This is a genomic window from Flavobacterium sp., from assembly GCF_027482425.1.
Classification (GTDB): domain Bacteria; phylum Bacteroidota; class Bacteroidia; order Flavobacteriales; family Flavobacteriaceae; genus Flavobacterium.
In genome coordinates, this window is sequence record NZ_JAIXWA010000072.1 from 112082 (window position 1) to 130287 (window position 18206).

An 18206-nucleotide genomic window follows, 5' to 3' on the forward strand; every position below is an offset into this window, starting at 1 on the left:
CCATAGTTTTATTTTTCTAAAAACGCTCTTTTCAAAGTATAATTATTACCATTCGTTTCTAAAAAAAAGAAATCTTTGCTTCTATTCGTTACTTAATTCTCATATTTAATGTTTTTGTTATTTTTTTTCCCAAAGTCAGGAGACTGTTGCTTCAGCATAATATATTGAAGAACACTTATGATGGTAAAGGGGTTTTACATTTCCCTGTGAAAGGACGCGCTGTGACTATATAAAGCGAAGCAGAGTTAACTTCAAAATTTAAACTTTAAACCAATAAAATGAATCAAGCCTGCTTAAAAATAGCGCATGACCGGGTTTTATGATGAAGACTAAGCGATTGGAATCGTTTGGTAGCGGGTCCTAAATCGTACTATCGAGGTATTATCAATTTTAAAAAGATAAAACATTTAAAAAAGGTTTACCACCTGATCTGAATAGAATAAAATTAACCATTTCATAAACCATAAATTTATGGATATGTTTAATTTTGAAAGTTAAAACCTACTAAATGACTAAAATTTATTTTATTGCAATATTTTTTTTGGGAATAGGATTCAATTATGCACAAATAGGGATTGGTACAACAACACCGCAAGGCGCCTTGGATGTTACCTCAACCTCCGATGGTTTGTTGATACCGAGAGTTGCTTTAGTAGATACTGTAACTCCAGTGGTAGAAACGCCTACACAATCGGAGCTGGTTTTTAATACGGCTACTAGTGGAATAGCCCCCAATCAAGTTTCTCCCGGATTTTATTATTGGAATGGCACTCTTTGGGTAAAATTATTATCTGAAAGTTCGGCAATAGTTGGATGGGATTTAGTTGGAAATTCTGGCACAAATGATAATATCAATTTTATTGGAACGACCGACAATGTCCCTTTAAATTTTAGAATAAATGACCAAAAATCGGGACGTTTAACCTCTACAGGCGAAACTTTTTTTGGGTATCAAGCAGGTTTTGCCAATACAGAAGTTTATAATTCAGGATTAGGTTATCAATCGTTGTTTGCAAATAGTACAGGAAATTGGAACACTGCTACGGGTTATCGTTCTTTGTTTTCAAATACTACGGGATCTTTAAATTCCGCTACGGGTAGTTTTGCCTTACAAAACAACACCACGGGTTTTCAAAATACGGCCATCGGTAGTTTTGCATTGAATTTGAATACAACCGGATATGATAATGCTGCAACCGGAAGTTATTCTTTGAATTTTAACACAACCGGATATGGCAATACAGCCAATGGGAGCTATTCGTTGTTTGTTAACAGTACTGGAATTTTCAATACAGCCACTGGAGGTTATAGTTTACATAACAACACCATCGGAAATAATAATACATCTAATGGATATTATTCATTATTCTCAAACACGACCGGAATCGAGCATTCAGCATTTGGATCGTATAGTTTACAAAAAAACACTACAGGGAGTCGAAATACCGCATTTGGATCAAATGCATTACGCGAAACGACTACAGGTTCAAATAATGTAGCAATTGGCACGTTTTGTTTACAAAATGCTACCACTGCAATTGGAAATACGGCTATAGGTTTTCAAACAGGTGTTGCAGGAACATCAATTCTAACGGGTAGTTTTAATACACTTGTGGGTTATACCGCAAGTTCGGATAGTTCAGTAAGGAGAAATTGTATTGCATTGGCGGGAAATGGGAATCTAAATTTTGGAGGAGATAATCGTGTACGCATAGGTAATAACGCGATGACGTCAATAGGTGGTCAAGTAAGCTGGACAACGATCTCTGATCAGCGGGTGAAACAAAACGTGCAGCAGGATGTTAAGGTGTTGGATTTTATTTTAAAATTAAAACCGGTAACTTATAATTATAGTATTGAACAATCCAATCAAATTCAAAAAGTCAATTCTTCCGATGATTGGGCTGGGAAATACAATATTGAAAAAATGCGATTTAGTGGTTTTTTAGCCCAAGAAGTTCTAAATTCGGCTCGAGAAGTGGGTTATGATTTTAGCGGGGTTGACCAGCCCGAAGACGCCAATGGATTGTGGGGTTTGCGCTATGCTGAGTTTACGGTTCCCTTGGTTAAAGCTGTTCAAGAACTTCATGAAAAAAATGAATTGCTAATGCAACAAAACGATTTATTACAACAACAGATTCAGTTGTTAACTACTCGGCTACAAAAACTCGAACAGCAAGTAAAACCATAATAAAGATCCTCTTTTTTTAAAATAACCCATAGTTCTATTGTTCTAGTTAAAGTCTCATGACATTTAGCAAGGCAATAAAAACGCTTTGCGGCGCTCGATGTATTAGTTTTCGTATTGGTTATTATTTCCTTTCACATCGGCCATCAATCCCATTGGGTCAATGACAATGCTTTTGATCGTAGCCAACGGTTTTTCGATGCGGAACTGATAACGGGGATTGCCCCAAGTCCAGTCCGTTAAAATTTTACGCGGTAATTCCGGGTCGGGATTGGGTTTGATATAATGCAACATCCGCAACGGAATATAGAAATTCTCTTTCGATCCGTCGGTGTAGGTCACCTGCAAGTCAATTGGCATCGGCATGCGGCCCAAACGCTCTAGATTAACGACAGCGGCCCCCTCTTTTTCCTCCACCGAGGCAATGCTGTAGTCAATCGTGTTGGTGGTTTGGGTAAAATCGATCAAATACCAATCCAACACCGCGCCCGAAACCCGCTCGGCTGTGCGTTTAATGTCGTTCGGAGTTGGGTGTTTGAACTTGAAGTCTTGGTAATAACGGCGTAAGATTTTATCAAGGTTCACACGCCCTAAAAGGTATTCCAATTGTGCCAAAAACACTTCTCCTTTGCTGTACGAAGCAATACTGTAACTGCGGTTCTCATCATAGCGGTCGGCATGCGTTGATAAGGGCTGTTCTTTACCGCTGTTGGCCAAATTGATATAGGCTTTGTAAGCTCCCGCATACGGATTGGCCACAGGTTGCGGTGATAACGTGTTCATTGCACGGTCTTCGATATACGACGTAAATCCTTCATCCATCCAAGGGTGTTTACTTTCGTTGGTAGCCAAGATATGCTGAAACCAAGAATGGCCCATTTCGTGTGCAATTAAACCCGTTAAGCCGTTCAATTCGCCTTCGCCTAAAATCAAGGTACACATGGCATATTCCATACCACCATCGCCGCCTTGAATAACACTATATTGCTTGTACGGATAAGGTCCCACCCAATAATTGAACAAATCCATGATAGTAACCACTTTGGGTTGTACCGCCTTCCAGGTGAGCGCTATTTCAGGTTTGTTTTTGTATAAAAAATGAAGCGCGACTCCGTTCGGACCCTTTGCTATGTCATGCACATAATCGGGGTCGGCCGCCCAGGTAAAATCGTGAACCTGCGGGGCCACAAAATGCCAAGTCAGCGTTTTTTGCTTCTTTGGAATAGTCACTTTTACCCCCGAATCTTGATAGTTGTATCCGATTTCATTTCCGTTTTGCAAATACCCTGTACCGCCGAGAATATACGATTTGTCAATGGTGATTTTCACATCAAAATTACCCCAAACACCCTGAAATTCTCGGGCAATGTACGGATCCACATGCCAGCCTTCAAAATCAAATTCGGCCATTTTAGGATACCACTGACTCATCGAAAGGGCAACCCCTTCGCGATTGTTTCGTCCCGAGCGTCGAATTTGCAGTGGAACTTGACCTTCAAAGTTAAGCGTAAGCATGGTTGATTTGCCCGGAAGCAAAGGCGCGGCTAGGGGTACTTTGAGTAAGGTTCCGCTCATGGTGGTTTCGAGTAGCGCTCCGGCTTGACGTACATTGCTAACGTTCAAATACCCTATTTCATCTGGCTTGAGTTGCGCAATGCGACTCTGTTTGATTTCTTTATCGCCCTCTTTGATTTTGTTGACCATACGGCTGTCAGGATCCTTGATGTGTTGAATGCGCATGTCCATCTCACTTCCCGGTTGAAAAGCGTTGTTGTACAAATGATAGTATACCGTTTGTAAGGTGTCGGGCGAATTATTGGTGTAAGTGAGTTCTTGGGTTCCCGTGTAGCGATAGGTGGTAACATCCATGGAGACTTCCATTTTGTAATCAACATGTTGTTGCCAATATCCATTTTGTGCCTGACACAAGAGGGAACAAAAGAAGGTTCCAAAAATCAAAAGTGGTTTCATAGTCTTGAATTACAAGGGTTCATTTTTTGTAACAAATCATGCCACAAACTACGGGGTAACTTGTGGCATGTTTGCTATTTTCGGGTTTTTATTTCATCCAAAAGAGTGGCGAAAATACCCTATTTATTCAGCGGTAAAGGAGTATACTCGCTTAGTTTTTTGCCGCACGTACCATTTGATCCGCCATTAGCAACGCATTGTAGGCATTTACAATTTTGCCCGATACGCAAGTGGCGCTAAAAGGAATTTGTACTTTTTCTTCGCCAACACCCACATTGGTTGCAATAGCAATTCCTGAATCCATCAAAATGTGTTTCACCTGTGAAGCAGTCAAAGAAGGGTAATACGAACGGATTAACGCTGCAACGCCCGCCGCGTTAGGGGAAGCCATCGAGGTGCCTTGCTCGTATTTGTATTTGTTGTTGGGATAGGTAGCGTAGATTTTTACCCCAGGAGCAAAAACGTCGACATTTTTCTGACCGTAGTTGGAGAAGTCAGCGACCATTTTAGTACCCGTCGCGGTATTTAAGGCTCCGATGGTAATAAGGTTGTCGGCAATTTCCTTTCCGTTGACTTCATCGGTGGGGAAATTCGGTTCCACATCAATGTCTTTGCTGTCGTTTCCTGCCGCATGAACAATAAGTACATCTTTACTTTCGGCATATTTAATAGCATCCCACACCCATTCTCTGTGTGGAGAATAATCTTTACCAAAACTGCCGTTGATGACTTTGGCGCCATTATCCACCGCATAACGAATCGCCAAGGCAATGTCTTTATCGTATTCATCACCGTTGGGCACCGCACGAATCGCCATGATTTCAACATTTTTAGCCATCACACCATCGCCGCCGATGCCGTTGCCTCTCACTTGTGCAATGATTCCCGCAACGTGCGTGCCGTGCGACGCATCCGCTACATCGGGGCCTTTTACATTCCCGTTACCGTAGTTGCGATCATTCAAATCTTCAGGATTATCCCCTACCGCTTTTCGACCGTCAAATTCTACGTTGAGGTTGTAATTGAGTTGGTCATAAATATAATCCACATACGATTTGATTTCCTCTTGAAATTCGTCACCCGCTTGGGCCGCAATACTCATCATAATCATTTTACTGCGGTTGAGATTGGCATCTGTGGTGCTTATTCCTTTGAGGTCTTCTTTCGTGTACGTTTCTTTTTTCAAGAAGGTTCGAATGTCTTTATCGGCCTTCGCAATCATATCGACTTGTGGCTTTTGCTGTTTCATTTCCTGCAACTTTTGGTCCAGTTCAGCTTTAGCACGTTTGTACGTATCTGAACCGTCATCGCCTTTTTTCACGATACGGGTGAGCTCCAAATTCATGGCCGTAGCCTCACCCAAAAAGTTCCACCCATGGACATCATCGACAAATCCATTTTTGTCGTCATCGATATTGTTGTTGGGAATTTCTTTGGCATTCGTCCAAATCCGGCCTTTCAAATCGGGATGATCGATATCAACCCCCGAATCGATAACGCCTACGATGATTTTCGTTCCTTTACGCTTTTTCAACAATTCGGCATACGCGCGATCCACACTCATCCCCGGAACCGTGTCTTTAATTAAGTCCAAGTGACTCCATCGTTTTAAGTCGGATTCCTTAATCGGCGTTGTTTTTAAAACAGTTTTGTCAATTTTTGCGGGATCGGTGCTTACAAACGGCGCATTAGACGACCCACAACCGGTGAGCAAGGAGGCAGTAACAAGCGCAATCCATGCTGATTTTTCAAAATTCAAGTGCAACATAATTTTCATTTCTAGGGAATTTGCCATAATTGGGTTTAAAAATATTCGCTTTTGCAGTAAAAGCCTTAGCGATTAACATTAGATTAAGATATCTTCCAAACGATACACCTGATCGAGTCGGATGCCTTTTTCGGTGTGCTGCACGGTCACAATAGGATTGTGCGCATCGTGTTCCAACCACAAATAGTATCCCAGGTCGGCGGCATCGGTCAAGAATTTTGTTTTTTCATCCAAGGTCAACAGCGGTCGCGTATCATAACCCATCACATAGGGAATAGGAATATGGCCTGCTGTAGCCAACAAATCGGCACAAAATACAAGGGTTTTATTGCCGTATTGAATGTGAGGCAACATTTGCTTTTCGGTATGTCCGTCGGCGAAGAAGATGTTGAATCCCATTTCGTTGGAAAAGCCAAAATCACTTTCAGGACGGTTGATAAAATGCAATTGTCCACTCTCTTGCATCGGGATAATATTTTCGTGTAAAAATGACGCTTTTTCCCGTGCATTGGGTTGTGTGGCCCACTGCCAATGGTTTTCGTTGGTCCAAAATTTAGCATTTTTAAACGCAACTTCATAGCCTTCTCCCGACGATTTACGGTTTACACTTCCCCCACAATGGTCAAAATGCAAGTGGGTCATAAACACATCAGTAACATCATCGCGGTGAAAGCCATGTTTAGCCAACGAAGCATCGAGCGAATGATCGCCCCAAAGGGAATAATAACTAAAGAATTTTTCCGACTGTTTGTTGCCCATACCCGTGTCAATCAAGGTCAATCGATTTCCCTCTTCAATCAACAAACAACGCGCGGCAATATCAATGAGATTGTTGGCATCTGCTGGATTGGTTTTGTGCCAAATGGTTTTGGGAACGACCCCAAACATAGCGCCACCGTCCAATTTAAAATTACCGGCTTCAATAGCATAGAGTTTCTTCATATAAATCCTTGTAAACGTTCACTATTTTGGGTGGACAAGGTACAAAATCCAAACGGTAACTTTTGATAAACTTTATTTATAAGAATTCGACTAAAAAATATGTTAAATCGACGAGTGAAAAGCTTTAAGGTGTATCTTTGCAACAATTTAGACAAAATTAAAATAAGCTATGATTAAAGTGTCCGAATCAGCCAGTAAAAAAATTGTCGAAATGATGCATGACGACGGTTTTGATGCCTCTCACGACTATGTTCGTGTTGGAGTAAAAAGCGGTGGATGTTCTGGTTTGTCCTATGAGCTAAAATTTGATAAGTCGATCGGTGAAAACGATAAAGTTTTTGAGGACAACAACGTTCGCATCGCCGTGGAGAAAAAGTCCTTTTTGTATTTAGCGGGAACTGTTTTAGAATATTCAGGCGGTTTGAATGGAAAAGGCTTTGTTTTTAATAATCCCAATGCGAGTCGCACGTGTGGATGTGGGGAGAGTTTTTCGCTCTAAAAAGCGCAAGCTAATTATGTTGCATTGCAATAATTTTTAAATCAAAACCATGGCAAAATATACCGAAGACGATTTAAAAGTCGAACTCGAGAATAAAGAATACGAATACGGCTTTTACACTGATATCGAAAGTGAGACTTTCCCAGCCGGATTGAACGAAGACATTGTGCGCGCGATTTCAAAAAAGAAAGGTGAACCCGAGTGGATGACCGAGTGGCGTTTGGAAGCCTTCCGAGCTTGGTGCGAAATGGTTGAACCCGAATGGGCTAATGTACATTACGAAAAACCCGATTTTCAAGCGATTTCCTATTATTCGGCGCCCAAGAAAAAGGACAAATACGCTTCCCTTGACGAGGTGGATCCCGAGTTGTTGGATACCTTCAAAAAGTTGGGAATCTCGTTAGACGAACAAAAGAAATTGGCAGGAGTAGCCGTAGACATTGTGATGGACTCCGTTTCGGTGGCCACTACGTTCAAAAAGACCTTGGCAGAAAAAGGAATTATCTTCTGTTCCATCTCGGAAGCCATTCAAGAGCATCCCGAATTGGTTCAAAAATACATCGGTTCGGTTGTACCCCAGAAAGACAACTTTTATGCGGCTTTGAACTCGGCCGTGTTCTCTGATGGCAGTTTTTGTTATATTCCCAAAGGCGTTCGGTGTCCGATGGAATTGTCTACCTATTTCCGCATCAATCAAGGAGGAACAGGACAGTTTGAGCGCACGTTGGTGATTGCAGACGAAGGCAGTTATGTGTCGTACCTAGAAGGGTGTACCGCACCGAGTCGCGATGAAAATCAATTGCATGCGGCAGTGGTCGAATTAATCGCGTTGGATAATGCCGAAATCAAATATTCAACCGTTCAAAACTGGTATCCCGGAAATAAAGAAGGAAAAGGCGGTGTGTACAACTTTGTGACCAAACGTGGGTTGTGCGAAACCAATGCTAAAATTTCGTGGACGCAGGTAGAAACCGGTTCGGCAGTTACCTGGAAGTATCCAAGTTGTGTGTTGAAAGGCGATAATTCAATCGGAGAATTTTACTCCATTGCGGTTACCAACAACTTCCAACAAGCCGACACGGGAACGAAGATGATTCATTTAGGGAAAAATACTCGTTCGACCATTATCTCCAAGGGAATCTCTGCGGGGAAATCACAGAATAGTTACCGAGGATTAGTTCAAATTGGTGCGCGTGCCGAAAATGCGCGTAATTTCTCGCAATGTGACTCGTTGTTGATGGGGAACCAATGTGGGGCGCATACTTTTCCGTATATCGAAAGTAAAAACGTGACGGCTCGAATTGAGCACGAAGCCACCACGTCTAAAATTGGTGAAGATCAAGTATTCTATTGCAACCAACGCGGGATTCCCACGGAAAAGGCGATTGCATTAATCGTGAACGGATTCAGTAAAGAAGTCTTAAACAAATTACCAATGGAATTTGCGGTTGAAGCCCAGAAATTGTTGGAGATTTCGTTGGAGGGAAGCGTAGGATAGTTTTAGACATTTTGAAATTTAAATTCTAAATGATTCTAGTTGACGAAAATCATATAAAAAAACACACTATTTAAATAAAAGTTTCAAGAGTGCACTTAGCTAACCTGAAACTTTAAACTTTAAACCTGAAACTTAAAAAAATGTTACGTATAAAAAATTTACATGCTTCAGTAGAAGATAAAGACATCTTAAAAGGCATTAATTTAGAAATTAAAGCGGGAGAAGTACACGCGATTATGGGGCCAAATGGTGCCGGTAAGAGCACGTTGTCTTCCATCATTGCTGGCAATGAAAATTATGAAGTTTCGGAAGGGGAAATTATTTTGGATGGGGAAGATATTTCTGAATTGGCTCCTGAAGAACGCGCACACAAAGGGGTGTTTTTATCGTTTCAATATCCGGTTGAAATTCCAGGGGTTTCGGTGACCAATTTTATCAAAACCGCCATCAATGAAAAGCGCAAAGCCAATGGAGAAGAGGAAATGCCTGCCAATGAAATGTTGAAGAAAATCCGTGAGAAATCGGAGTTGTTGGAGATGGATCGTAAATTCTTATCCCGTTCCTTAAACGAAGGGTTTTCTGGAGGTGAGAAAAAACGTAACGAGATCTTTCAAATGGCGATGCTGGAACCCAAATTGGCCATTCTCGATGAGACCGATTCAGGGTTGGATATTGACGCCTTGCGTATCGTAGCCAACGGCGTGAACAAGTTGAAAAACGAAAACAATGCCGTTTTGGTAATTACCCACTACCAACGTCTTTTGGATTATATCATCCCCGATTATGTGCACGTCTTGATGGACGGTAAAATCGTGAAAACCGGTGGCGCTGATCTTGCCTTGGCTTTGGAAGAAAAAGGGTACGATTGGATTAAGAGTGAGATGAATTAGTAAGCAGTCGCAGTCGCAGTCGCAGTAATCAGTAAGCTGACTGTAACCTTAAACTTGAAACTTTACACAATGGAATTGAAAGAAAAGCTTATTTCCTCATTCATGGCCTTTGAAGGGCAAATCGATGTGAATTCCGATTTGTACGATGTGCGCACTTCGGCGATTAAGAATTTTGAACAAAAAGGGTTTCCTTCCAAAAAGGAAGAGGCCTGGAAATATACCTCGTTGAATACCGTGTTGAAGCATGATTTTACCGTGTTTCCAAAGCATGATTCGGCTATTGAGTTTAAAGACGTCAAGAAGTATTTTTTGCATGAAATTGACACGTATAAAGTCATTTTTATCGATGGAAAATACAGCTCGTTTTTATCGCAAACCACGCATGAAGGACTGGATGTTTGTTTGATGTCGTCCGCCTTTACCAAGCCTAAGTACAAAATGGTGATGGATACTTATTTCAATCAAATCGCCAACAAAGACGAAACCTTAACCTCCCTAAACACGGCCTTTGCAGCGGAAGGGGCCTACATCAATGTCCCCAAGAGTAAGGTGGTCGACAAACCTATCGAAATCATTTACTTCTCTACAGGCCAAGAAAACGCCTTGATGGTTCAACCGCGTAATTTGATTGTGGTGGGCGAAAATGCCCATGTGCAAATCATTGAGCGCCATCAAAGTTTGAATGAAAATCCTGTATTGACCAATGCCGTAACAGAGGTATTTGCTCAAAAACGCGCTATTGTAGATTATTATAAAATTCAAAACGATTTGGGGTCAGCCAATTTGATTGACAACACCTATATCGCTCAAAAACAAGAAAGTCACGTTTCGGTGCATACCTTCTCTTTTGGAGGTAATGTGACACGCAACAATTTGAATTTCTACCACCAAGGCGAACGCATTGACTCTACCTTAAAAGGAATTACCATTATCGGTGGAAAACAACATGTGGATCATTACACCTTGGTACACCACGCGCAACCCAACTGCGAAAGCCATCAAAACTACAAATGCATTGTCAATGACAGCGCAACCGGAGTTTTCAACGGAAAGATTTTTGTGGAAAAAGAAGCGCAAAAAACCGATGCTTTTCAGCAAAACAACAACATCTTGTTGAGTGAAAAAGCGGTGATTAATGCCAAGCCTCAATTGGAAATTTTTGCCGATGATGTCAAATGTTCCCACGGCTGTACGATTGGTCAATTGGACGAAAGCGCCATGTTTTATATGCAACAACGCGGTATTCCCAAAAAAGAAGCCAAGGCCTTATTGATGTATGCTTTTTCCAATGAGGTGATTGAAAGTATCAAAATCCCCGAATTGAAACAGCGTATCACTAAAATCATTGCTCAGAAATTGGGTGTGAATTTGGGATTTGATTTGTAAAAATTCTTTTTGATATACGAAAGACGCAGGTTGAACGACCTGCGTTATTTTTTGATACTCTTCACAATCCCACGCAACAAACCATTAAAATCAAAGCCGGGATCTTCTTTTAATCCCATGCGCACCACGACCAAATCATGGCTGGGGAAAATGGCTACCATTTGCCCTTGATACCCGCTGCAGTAAAACATATCGCGCGGAACATCGGGAAATTTACCCCCTGCATTCAACCAAAATTGTGCGCCATAACGTCCCTCCGAGGTTGGGGTGGGCGTGGCGACATAGTTTGCCCAATCTTCAGCAAAGATACGCGCTCCATTCCACAACCCTTTTTGCAAGTACAACTGACCAAATCGAGCCCAATCTCTAGGGGTGGCCCAACCGTAGGACGACCCCACAAAGTTGCCCGCCATATCGGTTTCTACAAGGGCCGAATGCATGCCAATTTTATCCAACAAACTGGTATACCAAAAGTCGAGATACTCTTGGTGCGATTTAAACTGTTGCCGTAAAATACCACTCAATAAGTTGGTCGTCCCCGAGGAGTAGTTCCAACTCGCATTGGGTTTTCCCACCAAGGGTTTGTCGCGTTGTACCGCTGGCATATCGCGCGCTTGGAAAAGCATTTGCGTGGCATCACAAATTTTGTCGTACTGTTCTTCCCATTCCAAACCCGAATTCATTTGCAACAAGTTGTGAAGGGTAATCTTTTTGCGTTCATCGTTTTGCCATGCCGCGATGGGTGCGGGTTTGCGAACGTCGATTTTTCCTTGGTACTGAAGAATTCCGAAATAGGTTCCGGTTAAACTCTTCGTCATTGACCATCCTAGTAACCTCGAATCTTTGGTAAACCCGTCGGCGTAGTGTTCATAAACCAAGTGGCCTTTGTACAATACAACTACCGCACGAGTACGTTTATTTTTTTCACCCTTGGCATCAAACGCTTGGGCCACTGTCTTTTTTAGTAAGGCATAGTCGATAGTAGCAAACGCACTGTCTTTGGGCGCTCCCGCTCCAAAAGGATACGGAAGCGATGTATTGGGTTTTAGCGTTCGCCGCGGTACTAGATAGGGTTGCGAAACATCAAAATCATCATCAATCAAAGTGGCACCCAGTCCAGGACGGTAAATGGCTTTGCGTTCTTTGATTCCATAGACACTGGAAAGGGCAAATTGTTCCGTTTTATTGACCGAATTTCGGGCCAAATCCACCAACGAGATATCATTATCGCCCGATTCAATTACCTCCAACGAACGGTTGTCGATGAATGTTCCCGAGGCAACACTTTTGGCTGAAAATCCTGAGATTAAATCCAGTTTTGGGTATACGGTAAGATAAAAAATAAGGACAAGAAGCGTGAGGAGTATAGCAACGTATTTCAGGAATTTTTTCATGGGAATAGCTTGGTTTTAGATGTTCTAAAGTACAGAAAAATTAGATTCAAAAAACAGCGTAAAATGGACAAGTGATAAGGAAAAGTTAATTGACCGAAATGCCTGTAGAAAGGCGAAAGTTTTAATATCTTTGTATTTAGAAAAATTCTAAATAAAATGCTAGACCTACACAAAATTCGCGCGGATTTTCCCATTTTAACACAGCAAGTGAATGGCAAACCGTTGGTCTATTTTGATAACGGCGCTACGGCCCAAAAGCCCCAAGTAGTGCTCGATGCCATCACGAAGTATTATAGCGAAATTAATGCTAATATTCATCGTGGTGTGCACACCTTGAGTCAGCTCGCCACCGATGCATACGAAGAATCCCGCGGCAAGATTCAGCGTCATTTGAATGCCAAACACGCGCATGAAATTATATTTACCTCGGGCACAACCCATGGCATCAATGCGATAGCGAATGGATTTGCAACTTTATTACAACCCCATGACGAGATTTTAGTCTCGGCGATGGAGCACCACAGCAATATAGTCCCTTGGCAAATGTTGTGCGAACGTACAGGAGCCGTGTTGAAAGTCATCCCCATGAATGAAAAAGGGGAATTAATTCTATCGGAATACGAGGCTTTATTGTCGGAGAAAACTAAAATCGTAACCGTTAATCATATTTCCAATGCGTTAGGTACGATTAATCCGGTAGAATATATTATTCAAAAAGCGCATGAAGTTGGCGCTGCCGTACTAATTGATGGCGCACAAGCCACCCCACACTTAAAACCGGATGTACAGGCTATGAACTGCGATTTTTATGTTTTTTCGGGACATAAAGTATGTGGTCCAACGGGAACTGGAATTTTGTATGGCAAAGAAGCATGGTTGAATAAGTTGCCACCGTATCAAGGTGGTGGGGAAATGATTGCCACCGTGAGTTTTGAAAAGACTACCTATGCCGATTTACCGCATAAATTTGAAGCCGGAACACCCAATATTGCTGGAGGTATTGTATTGGGAACGGCCATTGATTATTTGAACGAAATTGGTTTTGAGGCTATCGCAACCTACGAACACGAATTGTTGGAATACGCGACTCAAAAGTTGCAACAAATAGAGGGATTGCGAATTTATGGTACCGCTGCCCATAAAACCTCAGTAATCTCATTTAACGTAGGTACCATTCACCCCTATGATATTGGCACGATTGTCGATAAGTTAGGCATAGCGGTGCGCACCGGACACCATTGTGCCCAACCCGTCATGGATTTCTTCGGAATTCCCGGAACGGTTCGCGCTAGTTTTGCTTTTTACAATACCAAACAAGAAATTGATACTTTTGTAGAAGCACTGCACAAGGCCGTGATGATGTTATCTTAAAAGTTTCGTTTATGAAAGCACTAGTTCTCGTTTTATTTACCCTTTTGATGGGGAAAGGTTGTACCCAAAGCAACGCTGATTTGGCTTCGGCCAAACTTACGTACACGGCACACAGTCGCGGCATACACAAAGTGATTGTCTTGGAAAATAAAGAATTAACCTATGAAAATGGCCGTGGTAATGACGGGACAATTACGGCTTCCACTCTTTCTGACTCAGAATGGGATGCCTTAGTGCGTCAGTTTAAGACGATTTCTTTGGAGCAATTGAGCACCTATGCCGACCCTACGCAAGCCCGCTTCTACGATGGGGCTGCTATTGCCAATTTGACCATAGAATACAAAGGCAACACCTACCGTACCAAAGATTTTGATCACGGAACACCTCCTGTAGAGATACAACCGTTGATCACCTCTTTGTTGGCCTTAATCAAAGAATAAACGTTTATGACAACGCAAGAAATACAAGAAGCAATTGTAGATGAGTTCTCCATGTTTGACGACTGGATGCAGCGCTATGAATACATTATTGAATTAGGGAAATCGTTACCGATCATCGCTGCCCAATACAAAACCGAGGATAATATTATCAAAGGCTGTCAATCGAAAGTATGGGTTCATGCAGAGGAAGAGGGAGGAAAAATTTGGTTTACAGCCGATAGCGATGCCATTTTAACCAAAGGAATCATTGCGTTGTTAATTCGCGTGTTTTCTGGGCAAGAACCAAAGGTGATCTTAGAAACCGACACCACTTTTGTGGATGAAATTGGACTAAAAGAACATTTATCGCCTACACGGGCTAACGGTTTGGTATCGATGATCAAACAAATCAAGATGTACGCGTTGGCATTTCAATCAAAAAATATAAACTAACGATAGTTTTATGGAAGAATTTAACGACACCATCAATTTAGGTGAAAATGTAGTCAAAGTGCTGAAAGGCATTTATGACCCTGAGATTCCTGTGGATATTTATGAATTAGGATTAATTTACGATGTCATGATTAATGAAGATCATGAAGTAAAAGTACTCATGACGTTGACATCACCCAATTGTCCTGTAGCGGAAACCTTACCCGCTGAGGTGGAAGAAAAAATCAGAAAAATTGAGCATGTGAAATCCTGTGAGGTCGAGATTACCTTTGATCCGCCTTGGAGCAAGGATTTGATGAGTGAAGAAGCCAAGTTAGAACTAGGAATGCTGTAACTACGCCATGGACGAAATTGTAAATCGCGTAGCCCAGTCGGCTTTGATGGTTTTTGACTTGGAGGATTACTATCCAAAACAAGTCAAGTCAAGTGTAGACATCGCACAATGGCTTGAGGAAGGATTTTTGTTGAAAGAAAAAGACTTTCGAGAGGCGCTAAAGAACTACGATTGGACACAATACCACGAACACCTATGCGCAGTTTATTGTAGTACCGACGCTATTTTGCCCGCATGGGCACCAATTTTGGTGAGTTCCCATCTCGCTTCGGAAGCGTATTGGGTTGTATTGGGTTCACCAGAAACCTTGGATGACCACTATTACCAGTATATTTTAGAGCAATTGGATTATTCCTCTTACGCCGATAAGCCCGTGATATTAAAAGGTTGTTCCAAAAAACCTGTGCCTGAAAGTGCTTATGTGGCTGCGATTCAAAAACTGCAAAAAGTAGCTAAAAGCATCATGTATGGTGAAGCTTGTTCGGCAGTTCCTCTATTTAAAAAAAGCACTACAAAATTGTAGAAGTCTCTCGTTATTTTCAATTTGGAAATCACAGAAGTATCGCTATTTTTGCGCCGAATTTATAACCCGAAATTCCGTGAAAAAACAGTTAATTTTCCTTGCCATATGCAGTGTGAGTCTTGTTCAAGCCCAATTGAGCGAGAAAGAACTTTTGAAGAAAACTGAAGAAGTCGTCAAAAACATCACCCAAGAAAAACCCAATGGATGGTCGCGTAAAGGGTTGGCCACATTTATAGCAAACCAAGCTATTTTTAATAATTGGTTGGCTGGGGGACAAACCAGTTTCTCAGGAAATATTTCGTTAAGCTACGATTTTAATTACAAAAGTGATACTTGGAACTGGGATAATAAATTGACCGCTGGATATGGTATTACTAAGATTAAAAAGCAAGAACTTCAAAAAACGGATGACCGCGTACAATTCAATTCGCTGTTAGGAAAAAAATTTACTGAGGTTTGGTACTATTCGATGTTTTTCAATTTTCGGTCTCAATTTGATGCAGGATTTGAAAAAGGAATAAAAACCTCCAAATTACTTTCTCCCGTTTTCTTACAATTTGGCCCTGGGGTTTTGTGGAAACGCAGTGATAGTTTTAAAATAAACGTTGCTCCTGCGACCTCAAAAGTAGTGCTTGTTGATGCCGATTTTACCCGAACAAGTGGTTCTTTTGGGGTTTTACAAGGCGAAACAGTTCGGTATGAGTTTGGTGCCGCAGTAAGTGGGTATTACAAATGTTTATTGATGGAAAATGTAACTATGGAAAACATTTTAAACCTATACTCCAATTACAATGAAGATGCTCAAAATGTGGACTTGGATTACACGTTAAATGTCAATATGAAAGTAAATAAGTATTTAACGACTACATTCGCTTTTCAAACCATCTATGACGACAATGCCTTTGCAGGATTTCAAACGCGACAAATAATTGGTTTAGGGGTGAATTACAATTTTTAAACCACTGATAATCAACTTTTAATACTTAGTCGAAGTTAATCATTTTCAACAGCGTCTTTGTAGTCGGGATATAAGAATTTGTTATAGGGAAAACGGGTGATGTGAATTTTCCGAACCGCTTCATACACCTTTTCTCTAAACTCTTCAAAATTGGCTTTCTCAGTAGCAGAAATAAAAATGGTGTGATCTTCTCCCAAATGACTCATCCACGTTTGCTTCCATTCCTCCAAGGTATAATGTTTTCGGGTTCGTTCGGTGGTTAAATCGTCTTCGGCAATTACATCGTGTTGGTAGGCGTCAATTTTATTAAAAATCATCAAGGTAGGTTTGTCGCTACTTTTTATGTCAGATAAAATTTGATTCACCGATTCAATATGTTCTTCAAAATCAGGATGCGAAATATCGACAACATGCAAGAGAAGATCGGCTTCTCTAACTTCGTCTAACGTACTTTTGAAGGATTCGATCAGTTGTGTAGGGAGTTTTCGAATAAAACCTACGGTATCGGAGAGTAAAAAGGGCAAGTTCTTCACTACAACTTTTCGAACAGTAGTGTCAAGGGTGGCAAAAAGTTTATTTTCAACAAAAACATCACTTTTCCCTACAGCATTCATTAAGGTTGATTTCCCTACATTGGTGTATCCGACTAAGGCAACACGAACCATAGCGCCGCGGTTGCTTCGTTGCACCGCCATTTGTTTGTCAATGGTGCGAATTTTATCTTTTAACAAAGCGATTCGGTCCCTTACAATTCGACGGTCGGTTTCAATCTCGGTTTCCCCCGGGCCTCTCAAACCAATTCCTCCTTTTTGACGTTCCAAGTGCGTCCACATACCCGAAAGACGAGGGAGTAGGTATTGGCATTGTGCTAGTTCAACTTGGGTTCGCGCATACGATGTCTCCGCCCTTTGCGCAAAAATATCCAGGATGAGGTTAGTTCGGTCCAAGACCTTACAATCGAGTATTTTGGAAATATTTTTTTGTTGGGAAGGAGATAGTTCGTCGTCAAAAATGACGGTAGAAATTGCATTTTCTTTAACAAATAAATGAATTTCATCCATTTTTCCTGTTCCCAAAAAGGTCTTTGGATTGGGTCGATCAAGTTTTTGCCAAAACCGCTTAACAACCTCGCCACCTGCCGTATAGGTTAGAAACGCTAATTCATCCAAATATTCTTTTAATTTATCTTCATTTTGAAATTGTGTAACGATACCAACTAGTACCGTCCTTTCAAAATTTATTTTTTCCTTTTCCAGCATAACTTCAAAAACAGACTACAAAAATAGGCAATAATGTTTACTTTTTTTTTCAAATACCCAATCAAACCCATCGAATATGTCTTAAAATTGAGTTTTTCCGCTGAGATTCAGATTTTTTTTTAAATTTGGAGATTAAATCATTCGAACACTATACTTTAATTAACTTAATCTCCATTGTAAATGAAGAAAATTACTTTCGTTCTTGCTTTACTGTGTACTTTTTTTGGGTTTGCCCAATTTCCGACCCCAGGGGTTGAGGGATTTGAGAATACGACCGGTCCGGACGTAGCTACAAATCCATCGCCTTGGACTTTGGGAACGGGAGCCACGGGTAACCAGTGGGCTGTTTTTGA

The 18206-nt window shown here is 41.3% G+C and carries 16 protein-coding genes; 11 read left to right on the forward strand and 5 right to left on the reverse strand.

Annotation, left to right across the window (positions count from 1 at the left end; translation table 11 throughout):
• Window positions 1-508 precede the first annotated feature (508 nt).
• On the forward strand, window positions 509-2191 hold the full coding sequence (locus Q0037_RS10525; protein WP_297518041.1) for a tail fiber domain-containing protein: 1683 nt from the start codon (window positions 509-511) through the stop codon (window positions 2189-2191).
• Between the two features lie 102 nt (window positions 2192-2293).
• On the opposite strand, the gene Q0037_RS10530 is transcribed toward Q0037_RS10525, so the two are convergent.
• The 3 genes from Q0037_RS10530 to Q0037_RS10540 form a co-directional block, all read right to left on the reverse strand.
• Window positions 2294-4159 (reverse strand): M1 family metallopeptidase, encoded by a 1866-nt coding sequence (locus Q0037_RS10530; RefSeq protein WP_297518044.1) that lies wholly within the window; start codon window positions 4157-4159, stop codon window positions 2294-2296.
• Between the two features lie 151 nt (window positions 4160-4310).
• Window positions 4311-5954, reverse strand: coding sequence for a S8 family peptidase (locus Q0037_RS10535; RefSeq protein ID WP_297518047.1), 1644 nt, complete (start codon window positions 5952-5954; stop codon window positions 4311-4313).
• Between the two features lie 51 nt (window positions 5955-6005).
• Window positions 6006-6869, reverse strand: coding sequence for an MBL fold metallo-hydrolase (locus Q0037_RS10540; protein ID WP_297518050.1), 864 nt, complete (start codon window positions 6867-6869; stop codon window positions 6006-6008).
• A 169-nt stretch (window positions 6870-7038) separates the two neighbouring features.
• Here Q0037_RS10540 and Q0037_RS10545 point away from each other — a divergent pair, with 169 nt between their 5' ends.
• The 4 genes from Q0037_RS10545 (at window position 7039) to sufD (ending at window position 11142) form a co-directional block, all read left to right on the forward strand.
• Window positions 7039-7368: an iron-sulfur cluster assembly accessory protein gene (locus Q0037_RS10545; RefSeq protein ID WP_297518053.1), complete on the forward strand. Its 330-nt coding sequence runs from the start codon at window positions 7039-7041 to the stop codon at window positions 7366-7368.
• Window positions 7369-7417: 49 nt separating this feature from the next.
• Window positions 7418-8866: a Fe-S cluster assembly protein SufB gene (gene sufB, locus Q0037_RS10550; protein WP_297518056.1), complete on the forward strand. Its 1449-nt coding sequence runs from the start codon at window positions 7418-7420 to the stop codon at window positions 8864-8866.
• Between the two features lie 140 nt (window positions 8867-9006).
• Window positions 9007-9756 (forward strand): Fe-S cluster assembly ATPase SufC, encoded by a 750-nt coding sequence (gene sufC / locus Q0037_RS10555; protein ID WP_297518059.1) that lies wholly within the window; start codon window positions 9007-9009, stop codon window positions 9754-9756.
• Between the two features lie 69 nt (window positions 9757-9825).
• Window positions 9826-11142: a Fe-S cluster assembly protein SufD gene (sufD, locus tag Q0037_RS10560; RefSeq protein WP_297518062.1), complete on the forward strand. Its 1317-nt coding sequence runs from the start codon at window positions 9826-9828 to the stop codon at window positions 11140-11142.
• 44 nt (window positions 11143-11186) lie between these two features.
• Here the strand turns inward: sufD and Q0037_RS10565 are convergent, their stop codons facing one another.
• Window positions 11187-12536 (reverse strand): serine hydrolase, encoded by a 1350-nt coding sequence (locus tag Q0037_RS10565; RefSeq protein ID WP_297518065.1) that lies wholly within the window; start codon window positions 12534-12536, stop codon window positions 11187-11189.
• 156 nt (window positions 12537-12692) lie between these two features.
• Here Q0037_RS10565 and Q0037_RS10570 point away from each other — a divergent pair, with 156 nt between their 5' ends.
• The 6 genes from Q0037_RS10570 (at window position 12693) to Q0037_RS10595 (ending at window position 16594) form a co-directional block, all read left to right on the forward strand.
• Window positions 12693-13907 carry an aminotransferase class V-fold PLP-dependent enzyme gene (locus Q0037_RS10570; RefSeq protein ID WP_297518067.1) on the forward strand — a complete coding sequence of 405 codons (1215 nt, stop codon included), beginning with the start codon at window positions 12693-12695 and terminating at the stop codon, window positions 13905-13907.
• An 11-nt stretch (window positions 13908-13918) separates the two neighbouring features.
• The gene (locus Q0037_RS10575) at window positions 13919-14347 is read left to right on the forward strand and encodes a hypothetical protein (RefSeq protein ID WP_297518070.1); all 429 of its coding nucleotides are present in this window, start codon (window positions 13919-13921) and stop codon (window positions 14345-14347) included.
• Window positions 14348-14353: 6 nt separating this feature from the next.
• Complete coding sequence (locus Q0037_RS10580) at window positions 14354-14779, forward strand: SufE family protein (RefSeq protein ID WP_297518072.1); 426 nt, start codon at window positions 14354-14356, stop codon at window positions 14777-14779.
• Between the two features lie 10 nt (window positions 14780-14789).
• Window positions 14790-15113 carry an SUF system Fe-S cluster assembly protein gene (locus tag Q0037_RS10585; RefSeq protein ID WP_073360164.1) on the forward strand — a complete coding sequence of 108 codons (324 nt, stop codon included), beginning with the start codon at window positions 14790-14792 and terminating at the stop codon, window positions 15111-15113.
• 7 nt (window positions 15114-15120) lie between these two features.
• Complete coding sequence (locus Q0037_RS10590) at window positions 15121-15636, forward strand: DUF2480 family protein (protein ID WP_297518076.1); 516 nt, start codon at window positions 15121-15123, stop codon at window positions 15634-15636.
• A 76-nt stretch (window positions 15637-15712) separates the two neighbouring features.
• Complete coding sequence (locus Q0037_RS10595) at window positions 15713-16594, forward strand: DUF3078 domain-containing protein (protein ID WP_297518079.1); 882 nt, start codon at window positions 15713-15715, stop codon at window positions 16592-16594.
• Window positions 16595-16629: 35 nt separating this feature from the next.
• Here Q0037_RS10595 and hflX read toward each other — a convergent pair whose 3' ends face one another.
• Window positions 16630-17853 (reverse strand): GTPase HflX, encoded by a 1224-nt coding sequence (hflX, locus tag Q0037_RS10600; RefSeq protein ID WP_297518082.1) that lies wholly within the window; start codon window positions 17851-17853, stop codon window positions 16630-16632.
• Window positions 17854-18206: the final 353 nt, after the last annotated feature.

What these genes read in the sequence shown, in the direction of transcription:
- Q0037_RS10525 (WP_297518041.1), top strand. Translation starts at nt 509, where the DNA reads ATGACTAAAATTTATTTTATTGCAATATTTTTTTTGGGAATAGGATTC.
- sufC (WP_297518059.1), top strand. Translation starts at nt 9,007, where the DNA reads ATGTTACGTATAAAAAATTTACATGCTTCAGTAGAAGATAAAGACATC.
- Q0037_RS10590 (WP_297518076.1), top strand. Translation starts at nt 15,121, where the DNA reads ATGGACGAAATTGTAAATCGCGTAGCCCAGTCGGCTTTGATGGTTTTT.
- Q0037_RS10535 (WP_297518047.1), bottom strand. Translation starts at nt 5,954, where the DNA reads ATGGCAAATTCCCTAGAAATGAAAATTATGTTGCACTTGAATTTTGAA.
- sufD (WP_297518062.1), top strand. Translation starts at nt 9,826, where the DNA reads ATGGAATTGAAAGAAAAGCTTATTTCCTCATTCATGGCCTTTGAAGGG.
- Q0037_RS10585 (WP_073360164.1), top strand. Translation starts at nt 14,790, where the DNA reads ATGGAAGAATTTAACGACACCATCAATTTAGGTGAAAATGTAGTCAAA.
- Q0037_RS10565 (WP_297518065.1), bottom strand. Translation starts at nt 12,536, where the DNA reads ATGAAAAAATTCCTGAAATACGTTGCTATACTCCTCACGCTTCTTGTC.
- hflX (WP_297518082.1), bottom strand. Translation starts at nt 17,853, where the DNA reads ATGCTGGAAAAGGAAAAAATAAATTTTGAAAGGACGGTACTAGTTGGT.
- Q0037_RS10540 (WP_297518050.1), bottom strand. Translation starts at nt 6,869, where the DNA reads ATGAAGAAACTCTATGCTATTGAAGCCGGTAATTTTAAATTGGACGGT.
- Q0037_RS10570 (WP_297518067.1), top strand. Translation starts at nt 12,693, where the DNA reads ATGCTAGACCTACACAAAATTCGCGCGGATTTTCCCATTTTAACACAG.
- Q0037_RS10580 (WP_297518072.1), top strand. Translation starts at nt 14,354, where the DNA reads ATGACAACGCAAGAAATACAAGAAGCAATTGTAGATGAGTTCTCCATG.
- Q0037_RS10545 (WP_297518053.1), top strand. Translation starts at nt 7,039, where the DNA reads ATGATTAAAGTGTCCGAATCAGCCAGTAAAAAAATTGTCGAAATGATG.
- sufB (WP_297518056.1), top strand. Translation starts at nt 7,418, where the DNA reads ATGGCAAAATATACCGAAGACGATTTAAAAGTCGAACTCGAGAATAAA.
- Q0037_RS10575 (WP_297518070.1), top strand. Translation starts at nt 13,919, where the DNA reads ATGAAAGCACTAGTTCTCGTTTTATTTACCCTTTTGATGGGGAAAGGT.
- Q0037_RS10530 (WP_297518044.1), bottom strand. Translation starts at nt 4,159, where the DNA reads ATGAAACCACTTTTGATTTTTGGAACCTTCTTTTGTTCCCTCTTGTGT.